General features: G+C 64.4%; 26 protein-coding genes and 1 tRNA gene. 15 read left to right on the top strand and 12 right to left on the bottom strand.

The genetic code is table 11. The annotated features are described in order from the left end of the window. Position 1 precedes the first annotated feature (1 nt). Both ligA and AC4K8G_RS06665 read left to right on the top strand, forming a co-directional pair. Entirely contained in the window at positions 2-1,996 is a 1,995-nt protein-coding gene (ligA, locus tag AC4K8G_RS06670) for an NAD-dependent DNA ligase LigA (RefSeq protein ID WP_491734427.1), read from the top strand. 105 nt (positions 1,997-2,101) lie between these two features. After that, entirely contained in the window at positions 2,102-2,323 is a 222-nt protein-coding gene (locus AC4K8G_RS06665) for a tautomerase family protein (RefSeq protein WP_491733378.1), read from the top strand. Here AC4K8G_RS06665 and AC4K8G_RS06660 read toward each other — a convergent pair. From AC4K8G_RS06660 to AC4K8G_RS06640, 5 genes are read right to left on the bottom strand one after another with little or no spacing between them, the layout of a single operon-like run. Next, positions 2,320-3,951, bottom strand: a complete 1,632-nt coding sequence (locus AC4K8G_RS06660; RefSeq protein ID WP_491733377.1) for a S10 family peptidase — start codon at positions 3,949-3,951, stop codon at positions 2,320-2,322. The genes AC4K8G_RS06665 and AC4K8G_RS06660 overlap by 4 nt on opposite strands. 37 nt (positions 3,952-3,988) lie before the next feature. Further along, the gene (locus AC4K8G_RS06655; RefSeq protein ID WP_491733376.1) at positions 3,989-4,813 is read right to left on the bottom strand and encodes a 50S ribosomal protein L11 methyltransferase; all 825 of its coding nucleotides are present in this window, start codon (positions 4,811-4,813) and stop codon (positions 3,989-3,991) included. A 41-nt stretch (positions 4,814-4,854) separates the two neighbouring features. Further along, a complete protein-coding gene (bla, locus tag AC4K8G_RS06650; protein WP_491733375.1) occupies positions 4,855-5,727 on the bottom strand; it encodes a subclass B3 metallo-beta-lactamase in 873 nt (290 codons plus the stop codon). Further along, positions 5,717-6,421, bottom strand: coding sequence for an SDR family NAD(P)-dependent oxidoreductase (locus AC4K8G_RS06645; RefSeq protein WP_491733374.1), 705 nt, complete (start codon positions 6,419-6,421; stop codon positions 5,717-5,719). Before AC4K8G_RS06645 ends, bla begins: the two co-directional genes overlap by 11 nt. A 44-nt stretch (positions 6,422-6,465) precedes the next feature. Further along, entirely contained in the window at positions 6,466-7,773 is a 1,308-nt protein-coding gene (locus AC4K8G_RS06640) for a methyl-accepting chemotaxis protein (protein WP_491733373.1), read from the bottom strand. Positions 7,774-7,886: 113 nt separating this feature from the next. On the opposite strand from AC4K8G_RS06640, the gene sdhC reads away from it, so the two are divergent. The 4 genes from sdhC (at position 7,887) to AC4K8G_RS06620 (ending at position 11,522) form a co-directional block, all read left to right on the top strand. Continuing rightward, entirely contained in the window at positions 7,887-8,282 is a 396-nt protein-coding gene (gene sdhC / locus AC4K8G_RS06635) for a succinate dehydrogenase, cytochrome b556 subunit (protein ID WP_491733372.1), read from the top strand. Then, a complete protein-coding gene (gene sdhD, locus AC4K8G_RS06630) occupies positions 8,279-8,674 on the top strand; it encodes a succinate dehydrogenase, hydrophobic membrane anchor protein (RefSeq protein WP_491733371.1) in 396 nt (131 codons plus the stop codon). The genes sdhC and sdhD overlap by 4 nt, the downstream gene beginning before the upstream one ends. Further along, positions 8,671-10,470, top strand: a complete 1,800-nt coding sequence (sdhA, locus tag AC4K8G_RS06625; protein ID WP_491733370.1) for a succinate dehydrogenase flavoprotein subunit — start codon at positions 8,671-8,673, stop codon at positions 10,468-10,470. Before sdhD ends, sdhA begins: the two co-directional genes overlap by 4 nt. Positions 10,471-10,568: 98 nt before the next feature. Next, positions 10,569-11,522: an MBL fold metallo-hydrolase gene (locus AC4K8G_RS06620; RefSeq protein ID WP_491733369.1), complete on the top strand. Its 954-nt coding sequence runs from the start codon at positions 10,569-10,571 to the stop codon at positions 11,520-11,522. Here AC4K8G_RS06620 and AC4K8G_RS06615 read toward each other — a convergent pair. From AC4K8G_RS06615 to AC4K8G_RS06600, 4 genes are all read right to left on the bottom strand, one after another. After that, a complete protein-coding gene (locus tag AC4K8G_RS06615; RefSeq protein WP_491733368.1) occupies positions 11,519-11,818 on the bottom strand; it encodes an antibiotic biosynthesis monooxygenase family protein in 300 nt (99 codons plus the stop codon). The genes AC4K8G_RS06620 and AC4K8G_RS06615 overlap by 4 nt on opposite strands. 19 nt (positions 11,819-11,837) lie before the next feature. Then, positions 11,838-11,924 (bottom strand) — tRNA-Leu (locus AC4K8G_RS06610). 84 nt (positions 11,925-12,008) lie between these two features. Then, positions 12,009-12,224: a helix-turn-helix domain-containing protein gene (locus AC4K8G_RS06605; RefSeq protein ID WP_491733367.1), complete on the bottom strand. Its 216-nt coding sequence runs from the start codon at positions 12,222-12,224 to the stop codon at positions 12,009-12,011. Further along, complete coding sequence (locus tag AC4K8G_RS06600) at positions 12,224-12,670, bottom strand: DUF2975 domain-containing protein (RefSeq protein ID WP_491733366.1); 447 nt, start codon at positions 12,668-12,670, stop codon at positions 12,224-12,226. The genes AC4K8G_RS06605 and AC4K8G_RS06600 overlap by 1 nt, the downstream gene beginning before the upstream one ends. A gap of 125 nt (positions 12,671-12,795) precedes the next feature. On the opposite strand from AC4K8G_RS06600, the gene AC4K8G_RS06595 reads away from it, so the two are divergent. Genes AC4K8G_RS06595 through lysA form a run of 7 tightly spaced genes read left to right on the top strand, consistent with a single transcriptional unit; the run spans position 12,796 to position 18,890 of the window. After that, positions 12,796-13,983, top strand: a complete 1,188-nt coding sequence (locus tag AC4K8G_RS06595) for a retropepsin-like aspartic protease (RefSeq protein WP_491733365.1) — start codon at positions 12,796-12,798, stop codon at positions 13,981-13,983. A gap of 59 nt (positions 13,984-14,042) precedes the next feature. Continuing rightward, entirely contained in the window at positions 14,043-14,996 is a 954-nt protein-coding gene (locus AC4K8G_RS06590) for a complex I NDUFA9 subunit family protein (protein ID WP_491733364.1), read from the top strand. A 19-nt stretch (positions 14,997-15,015) separates the two neighbouring features. After that, positions 15,016-15,828: an undecaprenyl-diphosphate phosphatase gene (locus AC4K8G_RS06585; protein WP_491733363.1), complete on the top strand. Its 813-nt coding sequence runs from the start codon at positions 15,016-15,018 to the stop codon at positions 15,826-15,828. Positions 15,829-15,885: 57 nt separating this feature from the next. Further along, positions 15,886-16,431: a DUF2059 domain-containing protein gene (locus tag AC4K8G_RS06580; RefSeq protein ID WP_491733362.1), complete on the top strand. Its 546-nt coding sequence runs from the start codon at positions 15,886-15,888 to the stop codon at positions 16,429-16,431. 39 nt (positions 16,432-16,470) lie between these two features. Beyond that, positions 16,471-16,920: a hypothetical protein gene (locus tag AC4K8G_RS06575; RefSeq protein WP_491733361.1), complete on the top strand. Its 450-nt coding sequence runs from the start codon at positions 16,471-16,473 to the stop codon at positions 16,918-16,920. Between the two features lie 34 nt (positions 16,921-16,954). Next, complete coding sequence (locus tag AC4K8G_RS06570) at positions 16,955-17,626, top strand: glutathione S-transferase family protein (RefSeq protein WP_491733360.1); 672 nt, start codon at positions 16,955-16,957, stop codon at positions 17,624-17,626. After that, positions 17,607-18,890, top strand: coding sequence for a diaminopimelate decarboxylase (gene lysA / locus AC4K8G_RS06565; RefSeq protein ID WP_491733359.1), 1,284 nt, complete (start codon positions 17,607-17,609; stop codon positions 18,888-18,890). The genes AC4K8G_RS06570 and lysA overlap by 20 nt, the downstream gene beginning before the upstream one ends. On the opposite strand, the gene ubiG is transcribed toward lysA, so the two are convergent. Then, positions 18,877-19,599 carry a bifunctional 2-polyprenyl-6-hydroxyphenol methylase/3-demethylubiquinol 3-O-methyltransferase UbiG gene (gene ubiG / locus AC4K8G_RS06560; protein WP_491733358.1) on the bottom strand — a complete coding sequence of 241 codons (723 nt, stop codon included), beginning with the start codon at positions 19,597-19,599 and terminating at the stop codon, positions 18,877-18,879. The two genes, lysA and ubiG, sit on opposite strands and share 14 nt — an antisense overlap. A gap of 44 nt (positions 19,600-19,643) precedes the next feature. On the opposite strand from ubiG, the gene AC4K8G_RS06555 reads away from it, so the two are divergent. Next, on the top strand, positions 19,644-20,876 hold the full coding sequence (locus tag AC4K8G_RS06555) for an aspartate kinase (RefSeq protein WP_491733357.1): 1,233 nt from the start codon (positions 19,644-19,646) through the stop codon (positions 20,874-20,876). A gap of 71 nt (positions 20,877-20,947) precedes the next feature. Next, complete coding sequence (locus tag AC4K8G_RS06550; RefSeq protein WP_491734426.1) at positions 20,948-21,931, top strand: NAD(P)H-dependent flavin oxidoreductase; 984 nt, start codon at positions 20,948-20,950, stop codon at positions 21,929-21,931. Between the two features lie 3 nt (positions 21,932-21,934). Here the strand turns inward: AC4K8G_RS06550 and AC4K8G_RS06545 are convergent, their stop codons facing one another. Beyond that, complete coding sequence (locus tag AC4K8G_RS06545; RefSeq protein ID WP_491733356.1) at positions 21,935-22,159, bottom strand: hypothetical protein; 225 nt, start codon at positions 22,157-22,159, stop codon at positions 21,935-21,937. Between the two features lie 119 nt (positions 22,160-22,278). Further along, on the bottom strand, positions 22,279-24,345 hold the full coding sequence (locus tag AC4K8G_RS06540) for a response regulator (RefSeq protein ID WP_491733355.1): 2,067 nt from the start codon (positions 24,343-24,345) through the stop codon (positions 22,279-22,281). Positions 24,346-24,347 lie beyond the last annotated feature (2 nt).

Raw genomic sequence — 24,347 nt, 5'->3', positions numbered from 1 at the left:
GATGCGGCTGGCGAAGGAGATCGCCCGGCACGACAAGCTTTATCATGACCAGGACGCGCCGGAGATTTCCGACGCGGACTATGACGCCCTGATCCGCGAGAACCGGGAGCTCGAGGAGCGCTTTCCTCGGCTGGTCCGCGCGGATTCTCCATCAAGGCGGTTGGGTGCGGCCCCGACCAGTTCGCTCGCCAAGGTCACGCATGCGCGGCCGATGCTTAGCCTGGAAAACGCCTTCGCGACTGAGGAAGTGGAGGAGTTCGTCGCTCGAGTGAAGCGCTTCCTCAACTTGCCCGCCGACGCGGCGGTGCCGATGACCGCCGAGCCAAAGATCGACGGGCTCTCTTGCTCGCTGCGCTACGAGAAGGGCGCGCTGGTGCTTGCCGCGACGCGCGGGGACGGCTCGGTGGGCGAGGATGTGACCGCCAATGTGCGGACGATAAGTGACGTGCCCCAGCAAATCGCCGGCGCACCTGATGTGCTCGAAGTTCGCGGCGAGGTCTACATGTCCAAGGCCGACTTCGAGGCGCTCAATGAGCGCCAGGAAGCGGCCGGCGGCAAGGTCTTCGCCAACCCGCGCAATGGCGCCGCCGGCTCGCTACGCCAGAAGGACCCGGCCGTCACCGCGGCGCGGCCGTTGCGTTTCCTCGCCCACGGCTGGGGCGAGCTTTCGGCGCCGCTGGCAGACACGCAATATGAAGCGATGAGGCGCATCGAGAGCTTGGGAATCCCCGTCAGCGATTTGCTGGTCCGCTGCGAGAATGTCGCGGCGATGCTCGCTCATTATCGCGCGATCGAGAAAGCGCGCGCCGACCTGCCGTTCGACATCGATGGCGTGGTCTACAAGGTTGACCGGCTCGACTTCCAGGAGCGGCTGGGCTTCGTCGCCCGCGCTCCCCGCTGGGGCCTTGCGCACAAATTCCCGGCGGAAAAAGCCGAGACGACGCTGGAGGGGATCGATATCCAGGTCGGGCGGACCGGCAAGCTAACCCCGGTTGGCCGGCTGAAGCCGGTCGGCGTCGGCGGCGTGATGGTCGCCAACGTCACCCTGCACAATCGCGACGAGATCGAGAGGCTCGGCCTGCGCATTGGCGACCGGGTCCGGATCCAGCGCGCCGGCGACGTGATCCCGCAAGTGGTGGAGAACCTCACCCGCGACGAGCCGCGCGAGCCCTATGTCTTCCCCGACCATTGCCCGATCTGCGATTCCGAGGCGGTCGCGGAAGAAGGCGAAGTCGACGTCCGCTGCACGGGCGGATTGATCTGTGCCGCGCAACGGTTCGAGCGGTTGCGCCATTTCGTGTCGCGCGGCGCGCTCGATATCGAGGGGCTGGGCGAGAAGTCGATCTCCGAATTCATCGATCTCGGCTGGCTGCACTCGCCCGCCGACATCTTCCGGCTGCACAAGCGTCGCGCCGACCTGCTCGGCCGCGAGGGATGGAAGGAGAAATCGGTCGACAATCTCCTTGCTGCGATCGAGTCCAAGCGTGAGCCCGATGGCCCACGCTTCCTGTTCGGGCTCGGCATCCGCCACGTCGGGATCGTCACCGCGCGCGATCTTCTGAAATGCTTCGGGACGATCGAGGAACTTCGCCGTGCCGCGCTGTCGGAGGGCGGACAGGAAGAACTGTCGTCCGTTCAGGGCGTCGGCCCGGTTGTGGCCGAGGCACTCCATGATTTCTTCCATGAGAAGCACAATCAAGAAGTCCTCGATGACCTGCTCTCCGAGGTCTCTCCGGCACCCTATCTCAGCGGCGCGAAGCAGACCGAGTGGACCGGCAAGACCATCGTCTTCACCGGCAGCCTGGAAACGATGAGCCGCGACGAGGCCAAGGCGCAGGCCGAGCGACTTGGTGCGCGCGCCGCCGGGTCGGTCAGCGTCAAGACAGACCTGGTTGTCGCTGGGCCCGGTGCGGGATCGAAGCTCAAGAAAGCCGAGGAGCTCGGCATCCGCGTCGTCAACGAAACGGAATGGGCGAAGATCGTCGCCGAGGCGTGACCCTCACCGATAAGCGGCGCTTATCGGGCATTCGAATTCATTAGTTGGCTACACCCAAGCCGCCGACGGTATCGGCCCGCGCATAACATTCCGTGGGAGTAACGAATGGCGCTGGTTACGATCGACATCGTCAAAGGTGTCTTCAACGACGATCAAAAGAAGCAGATGATCGAGCGGGTGACCGAGGCGATGATTTCGGTTGAAGGCGAGACCATGCGCGGTGTGACCTGGGTGAAGCTCAACGAGGTCGACCATTGGGCAGTGGGTGGCCATATCCTCAGCGTCGCCGACGTAGAGGCGCAGATGGCTGGGCGAAAAGCCGCCTAGCGCGCCCCGCTCGTCCTGCGGATGAAGTCCGCGACATTGTCGTGCAGCGCGACCAATGACGGCAGGTGCGCGTAGACCATGTGCCCGCTCTCATAATATTTGTATTCGATATTGCCGCGGAGCGCCGGCGGCACGGGCAAGTGCCGCAACTCCATCTTGCCTTCGAAGTAAGGCGTCGAAATGTCGTAATAACCGCCGTTGACCATCACCTTCATGTCCGGGTTCTGCTTCATCGCGACCGCGAGATCCGGAAGAACGTTAGGAAGCGCGATTAGCGGGTCGCTGACGCCCGGCGGGGCGTGCTTGTAGTCCCATTTCGAATAGATCGGGATGCCGGACTTATACTCAACGCCTTCGCCGTAATGCAGAGCCGAGCGTACATAGCCGTTCCACGCGGCGAGGTAGGCGGCGCTGATCGCGGCGCTCTGCGGGTCGTAGCTCGCGACCTTGCTTAGGGGATCGATCGTCGCGCCGACGAAGCGCGTGTCGAGCGTGCCCGTGGTCGCTTCCTCGCGCGCCAGCAGCTCCTTCTGGAACGCGCCATATTCGATGCGCAGGTTGGTCTTCAGCAAATAGGGGACGGTCAGCCCGGTGTAAGCCGACAGCCGCTCCGCGATCCGCTGGCGCTCCGCGTCGGGCAAGTCGTTCCCCTTGAGCAGGGCCGTCGCGTAATCGCCGGTCGCAAAGGCTTCGACCCCGGCGAGGAAGGTTTGAAGGCTCGCGGGCTTGTTCGCGATGCGATTGTGGTACCAGGCGGTCGCCGCATAGGTTGGCAGCGACACGATATAGGGCATGTCGATGCCCGGATTGTTCTGCGGATCGTCCGGCATGAAGTCCCAGTTCAAAATGTCCGACAGCAGGATCACGCCGTTGAGGTCGATGTCCTTGTTCTGCAGCGCGAGCGCGAGGCCCGCGCCTCGCATCGTGCCGTAACTCTCCCCGAAGAGATATTTGGGCGAGCTCCAGCGTTGGTACTTGCTGAGGAACTGGAAGATGAATTGCGAGAAGGCGTCGATGTCCTGGTCGACGCCGTAGAAAGCCTTTTCCTTGTCCTTGCCGGCAATGCGCGAAAAGCCCGTGCCGGGCGCGTCGATGAAGACGAGATCGGAGGCATCGAGCAGGCTCTGGTCGTTGTTGACGACCGAATAAGGCGCGTTGGTGTGCCTTCCGTCCACGGTGGCCACGCGGACCGGCCCGAATGCGCCCATACGCAGCCACACGGTTGAGGATCCCGGGCCGCCGTTGAACAGGAAGGTGATCGGCCGGGTCGCGGATGGCACGCCCTGCTTGAAATAGGCCGTGTAGAACATCGACGATTCGGGTTTCGGCTCGTCCTTGTCGCCCTTGGTCTGGGCGTCGGCTTCGAGCTGGTCGGTGTCGGACCAGTCCTTGGCGTGGATCACGAGCGTTCCGGCTACCGCATCGAACGCGATCGGCTGGCCGCCGATCGTGACGCTGCCGACCGAGCGAACTTCGCTTGGGTGGAAGAATTGCTTCGCAGGCTGGCTGGCGTCGCCCTTCTTGGCTTCGCTTCGTGGTGGCTTCGCCGCCGAATGCTTTGCGGCGGGAGCGGAAAGAGCGGGAGCGGCGAGCAGCGCGGTCGCCGCGAGGAGCATCGGCAATTTCATTGCGCGGGTGTTGCAGCCGCCGCGGCGGCAAGCAAGCCTAGGCGACCCGTTCGCAGACCACCACCGGCCACTCGCCGAAGCCGGGATCCTTCAATGTCAGTCCCTGCTGCTGGTAGGCCGCGATGACGCCGTCAGCCTGCGTGTCGAGCAGGCCAGCGAGCACGATCTTCCCGCCCGCCGCCAGCGCTTTTGCGAAATCGGGCGCGAGCTCGATCAATGGTCCGGCGAGGATATTGGCGACGATCAGGTCGAACGGCGCGCGCGCGGCGAGCAGCGGCGAGTCCATCCCGTCGGCGACACCGAGGAGCAGCTCGCCGGCCCCGTGGCCTAGCTTCATGCGATTGATGGCGGCATTGTCGCGCGCGACGTCGATCGCGATGGGATCGATGTCGGTCGCGATGCACTTCGCTTGCGGCCACAGCGCCAGCGCCGCAAAGGCGAGCAAACCTGTGCCGGTGCCGATATCGGCGACGTTGGCGAACGCCTTACCTTCGACCTCCAGGCGATCGAGCGCGGCGAGGCAGCCGCTGGTCGTGGCATGCTGGCCGGTGCCGAAGGCGAGGCTAGCGTCGATCTCGAAATTGATCCGCTCCGGGTCCGGCACATAGGTGGGCGTGTGAACCGTGAAGCGGCCGGCGCGGATCGGCTGAAGCCCCGCCTGGCTCATCCTCACCCAGTCGGTTTCATCGAGCTTTTCGATTCGCGGCTCGCCTCCTCCCAAGCTCGCGAGCATGTAGAGTTCGTCCGACTTCGGCTCATGTTCGAGATAGGCGTGGATCACCCATTCGTCGGGCTTCGATTCATCCGGCTCGTCCGCGACGAGGACCGGCGGGTGGTCACCAAAGTCGGGCAGCTCGTCCATCGCGCCGACCGCCTCGGCCTGCTGCCGGGTGCAGCGAACCGTTACTCGCCAGCTGATGGCTGCTGCTCCTTCGCCAGGCGCTCGTCGAGCGCAGCGCGGCCGCGCCGTGCATAGTCGCGGCAGGCTCCTCTGGCGGCCAGCGGCGCCTTGCCGTCCAGCCGGTCGATCAGATTGCTCGCGCCCGGGTGCGGCGTGATGAGAAGGCCGCAACCGAGGTTGCCGATCAGGTTCAGGCTGGACCGGAACGTTGCGACATATTTGGGATGATCGGAGAAGCGGTAGTTGTCGGCCGACACCGCAGTAACGCTATCGGCATAGACGATGTTTGCGCAGCGCCCGTTCTCGCAGCTTCGCCACGACCAGCTCGTGCTTCCGGGCGCGTGGCCCGGCGTTGCCCACGCCACGAGCCGCAGCGGGCCCTGCTCGACGACGAAGCCGTTGGACAGCATGATTCCGACATTTGCCGGCGGATAAGGCTTCAGCACGCCATATTGCGGGTCGCGCTTCTCCGGTTGGCCCGTCGTCAGCGCGAGATAAGCCGGTGGCATCGACATCACGACGGCGCCGGTCATCTTTTGCAGCGTGGCGACGCCGCCGGCGTGATCATGATGTTCGTGGCTGATGCCAATCCGCTTGATGTCCTTCAGCTTGAATCCGAGCCGTTCGATGTTCGCGGCGATCGAGGGAGCGGCCTCTTCCGTCGCTCCGTCGAGCAGGATGTGCCCCTTGGGCGAGGTAATCAGCAGGACGGTGATCTGGCATGTGCCGACGTCGTAGACATTGGCGAAGATATGGAGGGGCGGTGCCGGGTCGCTGAAGCCCTCGGTCTTTCCATCGCAGGCTGCGTGCCATTCCGGCATCTCGGCCGGCCCCGCTGCGGCAAGCGCGGAAGCGGCGATAAGGCTAGCGAACATAGCTCGCGCCGTTGACGTCGACGATGCTGCCGGTGGACGAGGCCGGCGCGTCGATCGCCAACCAGCGGATCACCTCGGCGACCTCGTCGGTCGTCGACACGCGGCCGAGCGGGATGTCGGCGACGATCTTCGCTCCACCGCGGCCGGCGAGATATTCCTCGGTCATTTCAGAGACGGTGAAGCCCGGCGCCACCGCGAAGCAGAGCACGCCGTCGGCGGCGTAGCCGCGCGCAATTGTCTTGGTCATCGACACCATCGCGCCTTTGGAAGCGGCATAATGCCAGTGCTGCGGGCTATCGCCGCGAAAGGCTGCGCGGCTCGCGACATTCACGATCCGCCCTGGGATGCCGAGGTCGAGGAAATGCGAGACGGCGAGACGGCTTAGGTCAGCGGCCGCCTGCAGGTTTATCGTCAGGGTTCTGGCCCAGCCTGCATGCCAATCGTCGTCTGACGCATTGTCGGCCACGCCTTCATATATGCCGGCATTGTTGACCAGCACGTCGACACGGCCGTCGAGTTCGGCCAGCGCGGTATCCCAAATGTCACGCGGCGCGGTGGGATCGCCGAGGTCGCCGGCGACCAGGCTGTCGGTGCCTTTGGTCGAATGGCCGACCACATTGTGACCGGTCTTCTTGAGGAGAGCATAAGCGGCCGCGCCAATGCCCCGGCTCGCTCCGGTGATCAGGACGTTCATGTCCCCCGCCTACCGCCACGCGGGCGACGGGGGAAGAAGGCAGCTTAGGCGGCGATACCGCTGACGAACGCCTTGGCGGTCGACTTGAAGTTGGCAATCTGCTCGCTGAAGCGGCCAAAGCCCTGCTCGACCTGGTCGATGTCCTTGGCGACATTTTCGGTGTCGCTGCGGATGGCGGCGATGGTCGAGCTCATCGAGTCGGCGGCCAACGCCGTTTCGTCGACGGCTGCAGTGATCATCGTCACGGTCTGTGCCTGTAGCTCCATCGCTTCGCGAATGCGGTCGGCGGAAGTCTGCACTTCCTCGACAGTCCCTTGGATCGATCCGTTGGCGTCCACCGTCTGACGGGTGGCCTGCTGGATTGCCGTGATCTTGGCGGTGATGTCGTCGGTTGCGCGCGCGGTCTGCGAGGCGAGGCTCTTCACTTCCTGCGCAACGACCGCGAAGCCGCGGCCGGCATCGCCAGCGCGTGCGGCCTCAATGGTGGCGTTGAGCGCCAAGAGGTTGGTCTGGCCTGCGATGTCGCGGATGAGCGACAGGATCGATTCGATCGCTTCGACGTGCGCGCTGAGGGCCTGGCTGACCTTCACGGCTTCGCTCGCCTGGTCGCCGGCCCGGGTAGCGACGCCCGCGGCCACTTCGACTTCGGCCCGTGCGTCTTCGATGGCACGGATCAGGCCAGCGGCAGTCTGGGCGGCTTCGCGCATCGCGACGGCCGACTGCTCGGCCGCAGCGGCGACTTCGCTGGTCTTACCCAGCATTCCGCGCGCGGATGCGGCGGTAGCACGGGTGCGGTCGGTCAGCGATTTGGACTGGTCGGTGCTGGCGCGAACCAGCTCGGCAACGCGGCGTTCGAACTGCTCGCTCTCACGGCCACGCGAATCGCCGGCCTCGATCGCCTCGAGCAGCGAAACCTGTGCAAGCGTGATGTCGGTCTCGATCACCTCAATCCTATTGAAGGCGGCGACGCAGTCAGCAAGCAGAGAGGGATCGCTGGCAAAGCGCTCGCACATCTTGGCGATGACTCGAGCGGCAATCCCTGCATGCTCGGCCATGTATACCGGCACTGCAATCTTCTCGGCGTAAATCATCCGGCCATATTCGGCGATGCGCTGGATCCAGGCGGCATCGGCCTTGCCGGCGTAGACCGGCGCGTAGCGGTCGGCGCGCTCCTGCCCGACGCTCGCCGCGATCTCGGCGGTAACCAGGTCCAGGGCATTCTCGCGAATGAGCGCAAGATCGCGGTCAAGCGAGCCATCGCCGTTATAAGCAGCAAGGCGAGCCTTCACCTGCTCGTCGGTCAGCTTCTGCAGTTGCGCAGTATCGCCACTCATCAGTCCGGTCTCCGTCATTCGCTAAGTTCACGCGGTTGGGACGCTCTTGCCGCACAATGGTTAAGACCGGGTTAGGCGGCGGTTCGGAAATCTTGCCTAGCGAGGGAGCGCGCCTTAAGCGGGCCAGCATCATGGCAGCCACCAAATCACGACCGCTCTCGCCCCATCTCACGATCTGGCGATGGGGACCGCATATGCTCGTTTCGATACTTCACCGCGTGACGGGCGGGGCGCTTTCCGTTGCGGGCCTCGCGATCCTGGCCTGGTGGTTGATGGCGATCGCGGACGGCCCCGATGCCTATGCTAAGTTCAGCGATCTTGCCCGCAGCCCCATCGGCCTGTTCGTGCTGATCGGTCTGACCTGGGCCTTCTTCCAGCATTTGTTGTCGGGCATCCGCCACCTGTCGATGGACACCGGGGCGGCGTTCGAGCTCGACACGAACAAGCGCTTCGCAATCCTGACAATTGTGCTGTCGATTCTATTGACCGCCCTCCTGTGGGCTTGGCTGCTGGGAGTACGGCCATGAGCCTTGGCGATAGCTCCACCCCTCTAGGCCGCGTCCGCGGTTTGGGCTCCGCTCGCGAAGGCGGGGAGCATTGGCTGACCGAGCGCGTGACCAGCATTGCACTGCTGCTGCTCGGCAGCTGGCTAATCGCCTCGCTCTTGCTCCTCCCCGGCCTCGACCAGCGCACGCTCACTGAATGGCTTCGAGCACCCAGCGGCGCCGTGCCCATGGCGCTGTTCGTCATAGTCGCATTCAAGCACGCACTCGACGGGATGAAGGTCATCGTGGACGACTACGTCCATGACGAAGGCAATCGCTTCGCCTGCAATCTTGCTCTGCTGTTCCTCGCGATCGGCGGCGCTGCGCTAGCCCTCTTCGCGCTGGCATCGATCGCCTTCGGGGGTGCGGCTTGAGCGCCTACCAGATTATTGATCATAGCTATGACGTTGTCGTGGTCGGGGCGGGCGGCGCAGGCCTCCGGGCGACCATGGGCGCCGCCAACGCCGGGCTGAAGACCGCCTGCGTGACCAAGGTTTTCCCGACCCGCAGCCACACCGTCGCCGCGCAAGGCGGGATCGCCGCCAGCCTCGGCAACATGGGCCCGGATCACTGGACCTGGCACATGTACGATACGGTCAAGGGTTCCGACTGGCTCGGCGACCAGGACGCGATCGAATATCTATGCCGCGAGGCGCCCGCCGCAGTGATCGAGCTCGAGCATGCGGGCCTGCCGTTCAGCCGCACTGCTGAGGGCAAAATCTATCAGCGTGCATTCGGCGGCATGACCCAGAATATGGGCGAGGGGCCGCCGGCCCAGCGCACCTGCGCTGCTGCGGACCGGACCGGCCATGCGATGCTTCACACGCTCTACCAGCAGAGCCTGAAGTACGACGCTGACTTCTTCATCGAATATTTCGCGATCGACCTGATCATGCAGGATGGGGTGTGCCGCGGTGTGGTGGCGCTGTGCCTCGACGACGGGTCGATCCATCGTTTCCGCGCGCAGGCGGTTGTCCTCGCGACCGGCGGCTACGGCAAAATCTATTACACCGCGACCTCGGCGCACACTTGCACCGGCGATGGCAATGCGATGGTGCTCCGCGCCGGCCTCCCGCTCCAGGATATGGAGTTCGTCCAGTTCCACCCGACCGGTATCTACGGCGCGGGCGTCCTGATCACCGAGGGCGCGCGGGGCGAGGGCGGTTATCTCACGAATTCGGAGGGCGAGCGCTTCATGGAGCGCTACGCACCCCACGCGAAGGACCTCGCCAGCCGCGACGTCGTGTCACGATCGATGGCGATGGAAATTCGCGAGGGCCGCGGTGTCGGCGAACATAAGGACCATATCTTCCTTCACCTCGACCATATCGACCCGAAGATCCTGCATGAGCGGCTGCCTGGGATCACCGAAACAGCCAAGACCTTCTCGGGCGTCGATCTGACCCGCCAGCCGATCCCGGTTGCTCCGACGGTCCACTATACGATGGGCGGTATCCCAACGAACTATCACGGCGAAGTCGTCACCCTGAAGGACGGGAACCCCGACCACATCGTGCCCGGGCTGTTCGCGGTGGGCGAAGCGGCTTGTGTGTCTGTCCATGGCGCGAACCGACTTGGTTCGAACAGCCTGATCGACCTCGTCGTGTTCGGGCGCGCCGCGGGCTTGCGGCTGGCCGAGACGGTGAAGCCCGGCGCGATCCAGGATCAGCTCAAGGACGACGCCGCCGATCTGGCGCTAGGTCGCCTGGACAAGTTCCGGCACGCCGAGGGCGGAAGCCCAACCGCCGAAATCCGACTCGACATGCAGCGCGTCATGCAGTCGGACTGCGCCGTGTTCCGGACGGACCGCACCTTGGCGGAAGGCGTCACCAAGATCGACCAGGTGTTCAAGCGCATGGGCGATGTTCACGTGACTGATCGCAGCCTGATCTGGAATAGCGATCTGGTCGAAACGCTCGAGCTCGACAATCTGCTGAGCCAAGCGGTGGTCACGATGCATTGCGCCGCCAACCGCAAGGAAAGCCGCGGCGCGCACATGCAGGAGGATTATCCGAAGCGCGACGACAAGAACTGGATGAAACATACCCTCGCCTGGTTCGATGGTTGGGGTGGTAAGGGCGGCGCGACCAAGATCGATTATCGCCCGGTGCACGAGTTCACGCTCACCAACGACATCCAATATATCAAGCCGAAGGCGCGGGTTTACTGATCCGTCGTTCGTCGAGCCGCGAAGATCGGCTGACGACTTTCAATACCGAGCGCGACCAGTGTTCCTAGGCTGACTTCGGGGCCGGAGGAGGGGGACATATGCGCTCTGCTTTGACTGCGCTCGCCTTACTCACGCTCGCTTCAACCGCGCGCGCGGCCGAGCCTTACCATCTGATATCCGGCGCTGTGCCACTCGACAGCGGTCCCGATGGCAACACCGTCATCTTCGATGCGCCCAAGGGCCTCATCGTATTCGATACAGGCCGTCACCCCGAGCATGCGCAGAAGATTCTCGATTACGCCAAGGCGCGGCACCGCCCGATCGCGGCGATCGTCAACAGCCACTGGCACCTCGATCACACGACGGGCAATTGGGACCTTCGCCAAGCCTTCCCCCGCGTCGATGTCTACGCGAGCAGCGCGCTCGAGGGAGCGCTCGCGACCTTCCTCAAGAACAGCCGTGCGCAAACCGACCAGATGCTTGCCGATCCTAAAACCCCGGCGGCGGTTCGTGACCAGCTTCTGCGCGGGCGGTCGGTCATCGACCACCCGGAGCGCATTCGGCCGAATCACGTGATCGCGAAATCAGCGCGCATGACGATCGCCGGGCGCTCGATCGACGTGCATCTGGCAAATTTCGCCGCGACCGAGGGCGATGTCTGGCTCTACGACCGCCACAGCAAGACTGCCGTCGTCGGCGACCTTGTCGTCGGCATCGTGCCTTTCATGGACACCGCATGCCCGGATGGGTGGGCAAAAGCGCTGGACGACATCGCGGAGGTACCGTTCCGGACGCTGATCCCGGGCCATGGCGACCCAATGAATCGCTTCGACTTCCTTCAGTGGAAGAAGGCTTACGACAATTTTGTCGACTGCGGCCATTCCACCGCAGCGAAGGAGAAATGCGTCGAAGGCTGGTCGCGCGATGCGGCCAAGTTCATCGACGAAGCGCATCGCGACTATGTGAAGGACGCGGCGGGTTATTATCTGGAAACGCGCCTTCGCTCGTCACCGGAAGAGCAGCAGAAATATTGCAAGCCGCTGAAGGCCTAATCCTCGAAAGCGCCCACGAACTGCTCTTCGCCGGCGACGCCCTCCAGCTGGACATCTAATGCGCGATACTGATCGCCGAAAACCTGGGTAAAGGCGTCGAAATTCTCACGCGCGTCCCATCGGTCGATGGTCAACCACCAGCCACCCGGTTCGCTCGGCTCTAGCAGTATCGTGTCCTGGAAACCCGGCGCGTTGCGGAACAGCTGCGCCCAATCGCCCGAACTCGAGTAGGCCAAGACAAACTCAGCCTCGCGACCCTCAGGCGGCTTGAACTTCCACACGCGGTGATGGGTCATGATTGATCCTCAAAGAGGATGGTGCCCAGGAGAGGACTCGAACCTCCACGCCCTTGCGAGCGCCAGCACCTGAAGCTGGTGCGTCTACCAATTCCGCCACCTGGGCACGGGGCGTCGCATTTGCGGCAGGCGGGCGAGGTAGGGGCGCCCCGTGATTCTGTCAACGCGCCTAAAATCGCGTGGTCACACCCTACTTCTCGATATCCGGGGCATATTCGAGGATGTCGCCCGGCTGACAGTCGAGGCGATCGCAGATCGCTTCCAGGGTCGCGAAGCGTATCCCTTTGACTTTCCCCGATTTTAGCAGCGACAGATTGGCCTCGGTAATGCCGATATCGGAGGCGAGCTCCTTGGAACGCACCTTGCGCATCGCGAGCATCACATCGAGCCTGACGACGATCCCCATCAGACGATCTCCCGCATCTCTTCGTCGATCGCGCGGGCGCGCTCGAGCAGCCGTGCGAGGAGGAGCAGCAGGATTGTCACGCCGAGGAACAGGACATCGCTCGATTCGATCGAGAATTGCAGGATCCGGCGACCTCCCACCGGCGCCGCAAAGAACTGGGCGATCCACGGACCGAGCATTTCAAGCAGCGACATGGCGAGGAGCCAGGAGGCGAAGCTCCTGAACCGCCGGATGACTTCAAGCCCGAAGTAGTCGCCACCAGAAATCAGCTTCAGCATCTGGGTGAGGCGGAACAGCGCGACAATTAGCAGGCCGACGCAAACGTCATTGATGAAGGCGGCGACCGGCGTTCCCGGCGCATGCTCCTGATAGATCACGCGCGCGTGGCCGAACTGCAGCCCGAGCCGCGCCGCGATGTAGAGCAGGACCATCGCTCCCATGGTCACGAAAACCGCGAGGCGCAGGCGCGCCGCAGATCGCGCAACAGAATCTATTTTCGAATCGCTTGACATAATTATCATATAACAATAATAGATTCACATCTTACAGATATCAACATGGAGTCGCAATCATGCGCCGTCTGATTTCTCTATGCCTAGCCGGGACCGCCCTCATCGCCGCTGCCGGGGCCTGCGCCCAAGTCGCTGGCGACGAGCTTCCGCCGCCCGCCGTCAGCTTCGTCGACCACACCCAGTCGATCGACTTCAAGCTGTTCCGCGGCAACCGAATCGTTGTGCCGGCCACAGTTGCCGGCCACGCGACGGAGGTCATTCTCGATTCCGGCGCGAGCGCCACGACGCTCGACCGCAAGTTCGCCCGCTCGATCGGCCTGCCAGAGGGACAGAAGATCGACGGACTTGGGGCCGGTGGCCCGGTTCAGGCCGAGTTGCTAACCGGTGTCACCGTCGAGGTCGGCGGCATGACGCTGAAAAACATGAGCGTCGCGGTGATCGACCTCGGCCCGATCGAGCGCAGCATCGGCCGCCCGATCCACGCCATCCTCGGCCGGGAATTCTTCAACTCGGCGGTGGTTTCGATCGACTGGACCAACAGCAAGATCAAGGTGAGCGCGCCTCAGCATTTTACGGCTCCGGCCCAGGCTGCGGCGGTGCCGCTCCAGCGCAAGGGGCCATTCCACACCATCCCCGTGTCGATCGACGCTGGCCCGACCGTCCAGGCATTGCTCGACATCGGCAACGGCGGCTCACTGTCCCTTCCACCCGATTATTGGCGGTCGCGGGCCAACCTGGCGCAATTGCCCTTCGCGGAATCACAGTTGGGGGGCGTTGGCGGCCTGCACAGTGCGCGTCTCGTTTCGATGCCCAAGGTTACGCTGGCGGGACAGACGTTCGACGGCGTGCCCACGGTCCTATCGGACACCGGGTCGAGCGATGAGCCGGCGCAGATGACCAATGTCGGCATCGGCCTCCTGAAGCAGTTCCGCGTGGATCTCGATCTCGGTCATGACCGCATCTACCTAGCGCCCAGGAACGACGCGCCGGCATTCGAGCACGAGCGGACCGGCATTCGCTTCGAGCGATCCGACGCGGGTCTGAGGGTGGCCTTTCTTTCGCCCCAGGGGCCGGGCGCGGCCGCGGGCCTGAAGGTCGGCGACATGATCGTCGCGGTGGACGGGCAGAAGGTCGACGCCAATTATTACGACCGGCCCGACTGGACCCGCTCTGCCGCCGGGCGGCAGGTGTCGCTCGAGCGCGCCGACGGCAGCCGCGTGACGGTCACGCTGCGCGACTATTATTGATCACGTTCCGTCGCCGGCCCCGCTTGTCAGGCGCGAGCGGGCGGGGCTAGTGCGACGGGATGATCGAACGCGCTGAAGAGCTGGTTACTATTTTCGGCGGCGGCGGATTTATCGGCCGCTACGTTTGCGAGGCGCTACTGAAGCGCGGGGTGCGAGTTCGCATCGCGCAGCGCGATCCGCGACAGGCCTATCTGATCCAGCCGCTCGCCCAGGTCGGCCAGTTCGGATTCGTCCAGGCCGACATCACAAATCGGGACAGCGTCCGCCATGCGCTGAAGGGCGCGACCGCGGCGATCAACCTGTGCGGTGTGTTCGGCAAAGCGATGCAGTCGGTCCATGTCGAGGGAGCCCGCAATATCGCGGAGGTGGCCACCGAGCTTGGGGTCCATGCAATGGTGCAAGTCTCCGCCATCGGCGCGGACGCTTCCGCCGAATCCAATTACGGACGCACCAAGGGCGAGGGCGAAGCCGCGGTGCGCGGGGCTTATGCGGGCGCGACCATCATCCGGCCCTCGCTGGTGTTCGGGCCCGAGGACAGCCTTACCAACCGCTTCGCCGGCATGGCGCGACTGCCCTTCCTTCCGGTGATCGCCGCTAAGCGTAACTTCCAGCCGGTCTATGTGCGCGATCTCGGCACCGCGATCGCCTTGGCCGCGCTCGAACCCAAAACTCACGCCGGCCAAACCTATGAGATCGGCGGCCCGCAGGTGATGAGCATGGTCGAGCTTCACCGCGCGATCCTCGAGATCACCGGTCAGAAGCCCGACCTCGTTCCGTTGCCCGATATTGCCGGGAAGGCCCTGTCCTGGTTCGGTTTCCTGCCAGGCGCGCCGCTGACTCGCGACCAATGGCTGATGCTCCAGCGCGACAATGTCCCGAGCGGGCATGCCGGGCTCGAGGCGTTCGGCATCCGCCCGACGCCACTTGCGGCGGTGGGCATGGAGTGGCTCGGCCGCTTCAATCGCGGCGGCAAGTTCGCCGGCCGGCGAATTAATTTGACCGCGACCAACTAAGCCCGGACGACTTGCCCTCATGCCCATCCTGCTGATCGCGCTCATCCTCGGCATCGTCGAGGGCGTCACCGAATTCATCCCGGTCTCTTCGACCGGCCATTTGATCCTCGCGACCGAGCTTTTGGGGTTCGACGCGGAGAAGTGGGCGGCGTTCAACGTCATCATCCAGCTGGGTGCGATCCTTGCGATCGTCGTCCTCTACTGGCGGACCTTTTGGGCGGTCCTGGAAGGCATGCTGAAGGGGCAGCCGCTGTCGTGGCGGTTCGTGCGCAACATCCTGATCGGCTTCCTGCCGTCGGCGATCCTCGGCTTCCTGCTGATTAACAAGATCGAGCTGCTGCTCGGCAATGCGATGGTCGTGGCGGTAGCGTTAATCGTCGGCGGCTTCGCCATCCTGGCAATCGAACGCCTGGTGAAGCCGGGCGAGATCGTCGGCGTCGCCGAAATGCCACTGGGCAAGGTGGTCGGCGTGGGCATGATCCAGTGCCTGGCGATGATCCCCGGCGTGAGCCGGTCCGGCGCGACCATCCTTGGCGGCCTGTCGCTCGGAGTCGAGCGGCGGACAGCGGCGGAGTTCAGTTTCTTCCTCGCGATCCCGACGATGCTCGGCGCGACGGTCCTGGAGCTGGTCAAGCATCACGACACCTTGCTCGCGGGAGCCAGCGGCGTGGGCATGGGAACAGTCGCAGTCGGATTTGTGGTCAGCTTCGTCGTTGCGATCGTCGTCGTGAAGGGCTTCGTCCACTATATTTCGCGGCACGGCTTCGCGCCCTTCGCCTGGTACCGGATCGCAGTCGGCGCGGCGGCGCTGGTTTGGCTGACGATGCGCTGATTGACCGTCGCCGGGCGCGGCTTAGGCTGGGCCGCGCAATCGAGCCGGGGACGAGACGTGAAGTTTTCCATCTTGCTGAAATGTGCGGCGGGCCTGACCTTGCTCGCCGCCACGCCTGCGCTTGCGGCGCCGAATGACAGCGATGCGCGAATGGCGGCAGCCGAGCGGTTGCTGACCGCGATGAAATATGACTCCCAGATCGACCGAACCATCGACGCCATCGTCGCCGAGGTCGAACGGGCGATTGATGTCGAGCTCAACAAAAAGTTGCCCGAACCCCTCCCGCCCGAGGTGCTGGCGAAGATCAAGGCGCTGACGGACGCTCATATGCGGCAGACATTCGCGGATCACCGGCTGGAGGTGCGGCGCGGAACGGCCTTGATCTACGCCCGGCATTTTTCCGTCTCCGAGCTCGATCACATGGCGGCGCTCCAGTCCGATCCGGTGATGGTCAAGATGCAGGCGGAAATCCCGCAGATCATGGCGGAAACCATGGCCCTGTCCCAGGCGATGATTGCGGGCGGTCAGGAACAACTGCAGGCCGACGTCCGGGCGGTGGTCGAGGATTACCTCAGCAATAAAGGCCAGTCGCCGTCTAGCTGAGGAGGCGTTTTTCTCTTTTCGAGTCAAAGTGCTAAGGTGATGGCGAAGAGTCGGAGGCTCATGATGCGCGCGTTGCTATTGGTTGCCTGCTTGATCGCAATGCCGGCCCCGGCCTTGGCCGAGGCGCCCAAGCGGCCATCGATCGAGGTCCCTCGCGAGCTGACCGATCCGGCAATGCCAGCCCGGCTGACCAAGACCCTGCAGGGCCTGACCGATGCCCTGCTCGAAATGAAGGTCGGCGAGGTGCAGGCGGCGGTCGAGGGCCGCGAGGCGACGCCCGCGGAGAAGCAACTGCGTGTTCGCGATGTTGCCGGGGTCGACGAAAAGGACCTGAAGCAGAATATCGCCGAAGCCGGTCCTAGGATCGCGCAAAGCATGAACGCCCTCGCCAAGGCGCTTCCAGTGATCACCAAGGCGCTGGACGATGCCGGCAAGGCTATCGATCGCGCTGCCGCAAATATGCCGGATCCGACCTACCCCAAGCGCTAGACGCTTTCGGCTTAGCCGCTAAAGCTGCCCGGCGATGTGGCAGCTCTTTCAATTCCCGCTGTGCCCCTTTTCCCGCAAGGTCCGCCTGGTCCTTGCCGAGAAGGGCGTCGGCCATGAGCTGGTGCGCGAAAACCCATGGGAAAAGCGCGACGAGTTCATCGACCTGAATCCCGCGGGCGAGACGCCTGTGATGGTCGAGCCGGACCAGGGCGTGACGCTGATCGGATCGCAGCCGATCGTGGAATATTTCGACGAGACGGTCGACCGGATGCCCGTGGTTCACGGCAATGCCGCGCTTCGCGCGGAAATCCGCCGGATGACCGAATGGTTCGACATCAAGCTTTATCGCGAAGCGGTCGAGCCGCTGATGAACGAGCGGATGAGGAAGCGGCTGGTCAACCGCGAAAGCCCCGACACGCGCGTCCTGCGCGAGGCGATGCGGGTCGCCTCGGAGCATCTCGATTACATCGATTACTTGCTTGACCACCGGCGCTGGCTTGCCGGACCCGGCCTGAGCCTGGCCGATTTCACCGCCGCCGCGCACCTTTCGGTGATCGACTATCTTGGCGCGCTCGACTGGCGCGGACACAAGCAGACCAAGGACTGGTATGCGGTGATGAAGTCGCGGCCCTGCTTCCGCCCGCTGCTCGCCGAGCGCATGGATGTGATCGTGCCGCCCGGACATTATGACAAGGTCGACTTCTAGCCGGTTCGAGTTTCGGGCTGGCGTCCTCTATTGCGAAGAGGTTCCGCTGCCCGAGATCGCGGCGGCGGTCGGGACGCCGGTCTACGTCTATTCCGCAGGCGATATGCGCGACCATGCGCGGCAGCTGAGCGCTGCGCTCGCGGATCTCGGCGACCCGCTCATCGCTTATGCGGTGAAGGCCAATCCGAATGCCGCGGTGCTGGCGACCTTCGCGGCCGAGGGGCTGGGTGCCGACATTGTCTCGGGCGGCGAGCTCGAGCGGGCATCGGCGGCCGGGGTGCCGGCGGACCGCATCGTCTTCTCTGGCGTCGGCAAGACCCGCGAGGAAATGCGTGCCGCGCTCGAGGCCGGCATCTTCCAGTTCAACGTCGAATCGGGCGCCGAGGCGGAGATGCTGTCGGAGGTCGCGGTGGCGGCGGGCCGCGACGCGCCGGTGGCGTTCCGGGTCAATCCGGATGTCGAGCCTGGCACCCACGCAAAGATCTCGACCGGGTCGGCCCAGAGCAAGTTCGGGATCCCGATCGGCGACGCGCTGGCGGCATATGAGCGGGCGGCGGCGCTGCCGGGCCTCCAGCTGCAGGGCGTCGCGGTCCATATCGGGAGCCAGCTGACCAGCCTCGCGCCGTTCGAGCAGGCGTTTAGCGCAATCGGCAAGTTGATCGGTGAGCTGCGCGCCGCGGGGCACGATATTTCGGTCGCCGACCTCGGCGGCGGGCTGGGCGTGCCCTACGACCCGTCGGCGGCCGCGCCGCCGTCCCCGGTCGATTATGCGGCGATGGTTAGGCGTGTGACCGAAGGCTTGGGCGTTCGGCTGGTGTTCGAACCCGGGCGCTTTCTCGTCGCCAATGCCGGCGTGCTGCTGACCGAAGTGATCCGGGTGAAGCCGGGCGCGTCACGGCCGTTCGTGATCGTCGATGCGGCGATGAACGATTTGATGCGCCCGACGCTTTATGACGCCTGGCACTCGATCGAGGCCGTGAAGCCCTCGGGGAAGCGGACCGTCGCCAATGTTGTTGGGCCGGTGTGTGAGACCGGCGACACGTTCGCGGTCGCGCGCGAGGTGGATGCAGTCGCGGCCGGCGACCTCGTCGTGTTCCGCACCGCCGGAGCCTATGCGGCGACCATGGCCAGCACTTACAACAGCCGGCCGCTGACGCCCGAAGTGCTGGTCGACGGCGACAAATGGGCGGTGGTGCGCCCGAGGGTCGGCATCGACCGGCTGATCGCGGCCGACGTGATCCCGGACTGGCTCAGCCCGCGCTAACCGCGGCGACGAGGTAATTGAGGCTGAGGTCGTCGCTCAAGTGAAGTCCGCGGGTCGGCGACCAAGCGATGCCCTCGACGTCGAGACAGGCCAGGCCCGCCGCGTTCATCAATTGCTTCATCCGCTCGGGCGCGATGAACTTGTCGAAATCGTGGGTGCCCTTGGGGATCCGGCCGAGCCCTTCGCCGATGGTGATCATCATCAGCTTCGACCAGGCGGTGGCGGCGGGCGTGGAGAGGACCAGCAGGCCGCCGGGCGCGAGGCGAGCGGCCAGCGCCGCAAGGAAGGCTGCCGGGTCGGCGACATGCTCGATGACCTCCATCGAGGTGACGAGGTCGAAACGGCCGTCAAGCGCTTCCACGGCGCCTGCGCGATAGTCGATGGCGAGTCCCTGGCCAGCCGCATGTTCGCGAGCGACGTCGATGAGTTCAGCGGCTGCATCGACGCCGGTGACCCTGGCGCCGAGGCGGGCGAGCGGCTCGGCGAGCAGGCCCGCGCCGCAGCCAACGTCGAGCGCGGTCTTCCCCTCCAACGGCGTGCGGCTGCACTCGTCGCCCTGCCAATGTTGGTCGATCATGTCGCGGAGATATTTGAGCCGGACGGGGTTGAGCTTGTGGAGCATCGCCTCGGGGCCGTTGGGGTCCCACCAGTCGCGCGCCTGGCTCGCGAACTGCGCGACCTCACCTGGGACGATGCTTGTCTCGCTCATGGCTCCCCCCTAACAGGGCGCGCCCGTTAGCCCAAGGAGCCCGAGTGCCGCGCATCGTGATGAAATTCGGCGGCACGTCCATGGCGGGGATCGAGCGCATCCGCAGCGTCGCGGCGCGCGTGCAGCGCGAGGCGGAGGCGGGCAATCAGGTGCTGGTGGTCGTATCGGCGATGGCCGGAGAGACCGACCGGCTGGTGCAGCTGTGCCGTGAGGCGGCTGCCCTTCACGACCCGACCGAATATGACGTGGTCGTCGCGAGTGGCGAGCAGGTAACGGCCGGCCTTCTGGCGATGACGCTCCAGAACATGGGCCTTGAGGCGCGGAGCTTCATGGGCTGGCAGCTGGTCAAGGCGTCAGGCGTGCACGGCAATGCGCGTGTCGAGGCGGTCGAGGCGGCGACTTTGGACGAGGCGCTGAGCGGCGGCACGGTGGCCGTCATTCCGGGCTTCCAAGGGGTATCCGAGGATGGCCGGCTGGCGACGCTGGGGCGCGGGGGGTCCGACACGTCGGCGGTCGCGATCGCTGCCGGCGTGAAAGCCGACCGCTGCGACATCTACACCGATGTTGACGGCGTCTACACGACCGACCCGAGGATCGTGCCCAAGGCGCGCAAGCTCGATCAGGTGACCTTTGAGGAAATGCTCGAACTCGCGGGGGTTGGGGCCAAGGTCCTGCAGGTTCGTTCGGTGGGACTTGCGATGCGCGAGAATCTGCCATTACGCGTATTGTCGGCATTCGAGGACAAGCCCGGCACCGACATCGTCGCCGAACTTTCGAGGAGTGAGATGGAGCGCAACCTGATCGCGGGCATTGCCGCCGACCGGAACGAGGCGCGGGTGACCTTGACCGGCGTGCCCGACCAGCCCGGCACCGTCTCGGCCGTGATCGGCCCGATCGCCGAGGCTGGTATCCAGGTCGACATGATCGTCCATGCGGCCACGCCCAACACTGGCTCGTCGGACCTGACCTTCACGGTCCCGCGCGCAAGCTTGAGCCAGGCGCTGGCGGTGATCGAGCAGCGCAAGGGCGAGATCGGCTTCGCGAGCCTTGTTCAGGACGATGCGGTCGCCAAGATCAGCATCGTTGGTGTCGGCATTCGGTCCAACCCGCAGCTAGCTGCGAAGATGTTCGACGTGCTCGCCGAGCGGAAGATCAACCTGCTCGCGGTATCGACCAGCGAAATCAAAGTCAGCGCGCTGATCGCAGAGGACCAACTCGACCTCGCGGTTCGGGTGCTTCACACGGCCTTCGGCCTGGACAGTGAGGAGGCGGCGTGAGCGGCGAAGGATTGATTGCGGAACCGCGCGCGGTTCACCCCACCGCAGGGCACGAACGCCTCAAGGAGCTGATGCATCGCGGTACCGAGTTCCTCGGCTGCGACGTCGCGATCCTGGGCGGGGCGATGAGCTGGGTCTCCGAACGCAACCTCGTCTCGGCCATATCCAATTCGGGCGGCTTTGGCGTGATCGCCTGCGGTGCGATGTCGCCAGAGCTCCTCGACACCGAGATCGCGGAAACGAAGAAGCGCACCGACAAGCCCTTCGGCGTCAACCTGATCACCATGCACCCGCAGCTCTCGGAGCTGATCGACACCTGCGCCAAGCATGGCGTGGGTCACGTGGTGTTGGCCGGCGGGTTGCCGCCGGGCGGCGCGATCGAGCGGATCAAGGCCAGCGGGGCAAAGCTAGTCTGCTTCGCACCGGCCTTGGCACTGGCGAAGAAGCTCACCCGCTCGGGCGCGGACGCCCTGGTTATCGAAGGGATGGAAGCAGGCGGGCATATTGGTCCGGTGTCGACGTCGGTCCTGGCGCAGGAAATCCTGCCCAATGTCGCGAAGGACATTCCGGTGTTCGTGGCCGGCGGCATTGGTCGAGGTGAAGCGATCGCCGCTTATCTCGAAATGGGCGCGGTCGGCGTCCAGCTCGGGACGCGGTTCGTGTGCGCAAATGAAAGCATTGCTCACGCCAACTTCAAGAAAGCCTTCATCCGCGCATCGGCGCGCGATGCCGTGCTCTCGATCCAAATCGATCCACGGCTACCAGTTATTCCGGTCCGCGCGCTCAAGAACCAGGAAATGGTCAACTTCGCCGCCAAGCAACGCGAGGTCGCGCAGAAGCTGGACGAAGGTGCGATCGAGATGGCCGAAGCCCAGCTCCAGATCGAGCATTATTGGGCGGGCGCGCTGCGCCGCGCGGTGATCGATGGCGATGTCGAAAGCGGGTCGGTCATGGCCGGCCAGTCGGTAGGGATGGTCAACCGCGAGGAACCAGTTGCTGCGATTATTCAGGAATTGGTCGATGAGGCGGCCACGGCGCTGGAAAGCCGCGGATAAGGGTCAGTTGGCGCCGGAGTTGCTTTCGTAGCCCTCGGCGGTGCTGCCCGTGGTTGAAACGTAAGAGCTGTGGTCAGAGTCTTCCGCTCGCTCGCTCGGGTTGTCATTGGCTTGCTCGCCAAGCATCATCGCCCGGTAATTGTCCATTACCGAGCGGCAGCTTTTCAGACCTTCGTTCAATCGCGAGCTCTCTCGCTCGAAGTCGCTTTCGGGCGCGTCGTTGGACACCAATAAACCTCAAAAAACCCTAGTACGGGCGAATTGAGGTACAAACCCACTGAGTTCTTTAGGGTTTCACGGTTCATCGAAAAGCAATCACGCTTCACTGAAAACGCGAAAAAGGCGCGTTAACCGGAAACGCGAAGCCCATAGGCGCGGCCAATTGCGGCTTCGAGCGCGTTTGGAGTGAACGGCTTCAACAGAATCTCGATGCCTTCGGGACGGTCCGCGATCCGATCAGCTTCGGCATATCCGGTAATGATCAGCGCCGGCACATCGGGGCAAAGCTCCCGAGCTTCCCTGAGGAACTCGGTGCCTGACAAATGCGGCATCGCATAATCGCTGATCAAAAGATCGCACTTGCAGTCCTCTTTCTTGAGGAGATCAAGCGCTTCGGCGCCGTTGGACGCCTGGAATACGGTGTGCCCCGAGTCCTCAAGGACCGCGGCGGTGGTTGTCCGCACCTCGGCATGGTCATCAACGAGAAGCACGCTGAGCTTGGGCAGCTTGACGCGCTTCTTCGGCTCGGGGGGCTGGGCGGTCGCGACGGTAGCATCCGCCGGGGCCCGCGGCAGCCAAAGCTCCGCGGTCGTGCCTGTTCCAACCTCGCTCTCGATCCGGAAGGCGCCATTGGACTGCTTGGCGAAGCCGTAGACCATGCTGAGGCCAAGGCCGCTGCCCTTGCCCACCTCCTTGGTCGTGAAAAAGGGCTCCATGACCTTTTCCAGGTCCTCGCGGGAGATACCTGTGCCGGTGTCGGTGACCGCGAGCCGGACGAAATCACCCGAGATTCCCGCGACCTCGTCGGGGTTGAGCGTTCGGTTCTCAGCCGCGATGGTGACCGTGCCGCCCGCCGGCATGGCATCGCGGGCGTTGATGATCAGGTTGACCAGCGCGAGCTCGAGCTGGGCCTGGTCGGCAAAGGCGTTCCACACATCCTTGCCGACTTCCCATTCGATATTGACCAGGCCGCCTAGCGTATGAGTCAGCAAATCGGCGACGCCTTCGCGAAGTGCGGCGAGGTCGATCGCATGGGGTTCCAGCTTTTGGCGGCGCGCAAAAGCCAGGAGGCGCCGGACGAGCTCGCTGCCCTGCTCGGCCGCGCGCTTGGTCATGCCGAGGATGCGCTGTTGCTCCTCGGCTAGCACGGCCCGGCGCTCGATCAGGCTAAGCCCGCCGATGACCGCGGCCAAGAGATTGTTGAAGTCGTGCGCAATGCCGCCGGTCAGCTTGCCGATTGCATCCATCTTCTGCGCCTGGATGAGCTGGCTCTCGAGCGAGCGCTGTTCGCTGATGTCGGTTAGCGTGCCGGCAAACTCGACAGGCCGGCCTTCGGTGTCCCGGAGCAGCACGGCCTGGTCGAGGAAATGCTTGTAGCTACCGTCGGCGCACTGCCAGCGATATTCGATCGAGGAGCGGCCGGTCTTCCGCCGGGCTTCGATCGACGCGATCACGCGCAGCTTGTCATCCGGATGGAGGCGGTCGGCCCAGATGTTGGGCTCGCGCTGGATGTCCTCGAAGGCGTAGCCGGTGATCGCCTCCAGGTCGCCGCTAACATAATTTGGGTGGCGCGCCTTGGCTTCGAACGGCTCGAGGTAGAGCACCATCGGCAGCGATTGGATGATTGCGGCCTGGCGCTGCTCGGCGCGGCGGAGCTCCTGCTCGGCATGCAGGCGCTCCGCGTTGGCGCGCAGGTTGGCATCGAGCAGGGCCTGCTCGTGCCGCGCCTTGTGCTCGATTTCCTTTGTTTTTTCGAACAGGTCCACGAACACGGCGACCTTGGACCGAAGGATGATCGGGTCGACGGGTTTGAAGACATAGTCGACGGCGCCCATCGAATAGCCGCGCAACAGATGTTCGGCCTCCTTGTTGACGGCCGACAGGAAGACGATCGGGATGCCCTTGCTCTGGTCGCGGCTGCGAATGATCTGGGCGGTTTCGTAACCATCCAGGCCCGGCATGTAGACGTCCAGCAGGATGACCGCGAACTCGCCCTTGAGCAGGTGCCGGAGCGCCTCCTCGCCCGAGCGCGCGAGGACGACCTCGCCGAGATCCTCGAGCACCGTTGCCACGGCTAGCAGGTTGCGTTCGTCATCGTCGACGAGGAGCACACGCGCCTTATCGGCGACATGAGCCGCTACAGGCTCCTCCTCCGCGCGACGCGCGACGGGGATGTCTCCCACCGGGCCGTTCATAC

Source organism: Sphingomonas sp. SP3 (assembly GCF_058514305.1).
The sequence above is the reverse complement of the archived record's forward strand: the minus strand, read 5'-3'. Positions and strand labels throughout refer to the sequence as shown.

Excerpts from the sequence above, each read along its gene's own strand:
- ligA (WP_491734427.1), top strand. The coding sequence starts at position 2 with ATGCGGCTGGCGAAGGAGATCGCCCGGCACGACAAGCTTTATCATGAC.
- AC4K8G_RS06665 (WP_491733378.1), top strand. The coding sequence starts at position 2,102 with ATGGCGCTGGTTACGATCGACATCGTCAAAGGTGTCTTCAACGACGAT.
- AC4K8G_RS06660 (WP_491733377.1), bottom strand. The coding sequence starts at position 3,951 with ATGAAATTGCCGATGCTCCTCGCGGCGACCGCGCTGCTCGCCGCTCCC.
- AC4K8G_RS06655 (WP_491733376.1), bottom strand. The coding sequence starts at position 4,813 with ATGGACGAGCTGCCCGACTTTGGTGACCACCCGCCGGTCCTCGTCGCG.
- bla (WP_491733375.1), bottom strand. The coding sequence starts at position 5,727 with ATGTTCGCTAGCCTTATCGCCGCTTCCGCGCTTGCCGCAGCGGGGCCG.
- AC4K8G_RS06645 (WP_491733374.1), bottom strand. The coding sequence starts at position 6,421 with ATGAACGTCCTGATCACCGGAGCGAGCCGGGGCATTGGCGCGGCCGCT.
- AC4K8G_RS06640 (WP_491733373.1), bottom strand. The coding sequence starts at position 7,773 with ATGACGGAGACCGGACTGATGAGTGGCGATACTGCGCAACTGCAGAAG.
- sdhC (WP_491733372.1), top strand. The coding sequence starts at position 7,887 with ATGGCAGCCACCAAATCACGACCGCTCTCGCCCCATCTCACGATCTGG.
- sdhD (WP_491733371.1), top strand. The coding sequence starts at position 8,279 with ATGAGCCTTGGCGATAGCTCCACCCCTCTAGGCCGCGTCCGCGGTTTG.
- AC4K8G_RS06620 (WP_491733369.1), top strand. The coding sequence starts at position 10,569 with ATGCGCTCTGCTTTGACTGCGCTCGCCTTACTCACGCTCGCTTCAACC.
- AC4K8G_RS06615 (WP_491733368.1), bottom strand. The coding sequence starts at position 11,818 with ATGACCCATCACCGCGTGTGGAAGTTCAAGCCGCCTGAGGGTCGCGAG.
- AC4K8G_RS06605 (WP_491733367.1), bottom strand. The coding sequence starts at position 12,224 with ATGGGGATCGTCGTCAGGCTCGATGTGATGCTCGCGATGCGCAAGGTG.
- AC4K8G_RS06595 (WP_491733365.1), top strand. The coding sequence starts at position 12,796 with ATGCGCCGTCTGATTTCTCTATGCCTAGCCGGGACCGCCCTCATCGCC.
- AC4K8G_RS06590 (WP_491733364.1), top strand. The coding sequence starts at position 14,043 with ATGATCGAACGCGCTGAAGAGCTGGTTACTATTTTCGGCGGCGGCGGA.
- AC4K8G_RS06585 (WP_491733363.1), top strand. The coding sequence starts at position 15,016 with ATGCCCATCCTGCTGATCGCGCTCATCCTCGGCATCGTCGAGGGCGTC.
- AC4K8G_RS06575 (WP_491733361.1), top strand. The coding sequence starts at position 16,471 with ATGGCGAAGAGTCGGAGGCTCATGATGCGCGCGTTGCTATTGGTTGCC.
- AC4K8G_RS06570 (WP_491733360.1), top strand. The coding sequence starts at position 16,955 with ATGTGGCAGCTCTTTCAATTCCCGCTGTGCCCCTTTTCCCGCAAGGTC.
- lysA (WP_491733359.1), top strand. The coding sequence starts at position 17,607 with ATGACAAGGTCGACTTCTAGCCGGTTCGAGTTTCGGGCTGGCGTCCTC.
- ubiG (WP_491733358.1), bottom strand. The coding sequence starts at position 19,599 with ATGAGCGAGACAAGCATCGTCCCAGGTGAGGTCGCGCAGTTCGCGAGC.
- AC4K8G_RS06550 (WP_491734426.1), top strand. The coding sequence starts at position 20,948 with ATGCATCGCGGTACCGAGTTCCTCGGCTGCGACGTCGCGATCCTGGGC.
- AC4K8G_RS06540 (WP_491733355.1), bottom strand. The coding sequence starts at position 24,345 with ATGAACGGCCCGGTGGGAGACATCCCCGTCGCGCGTCGCGCGGAGGAG.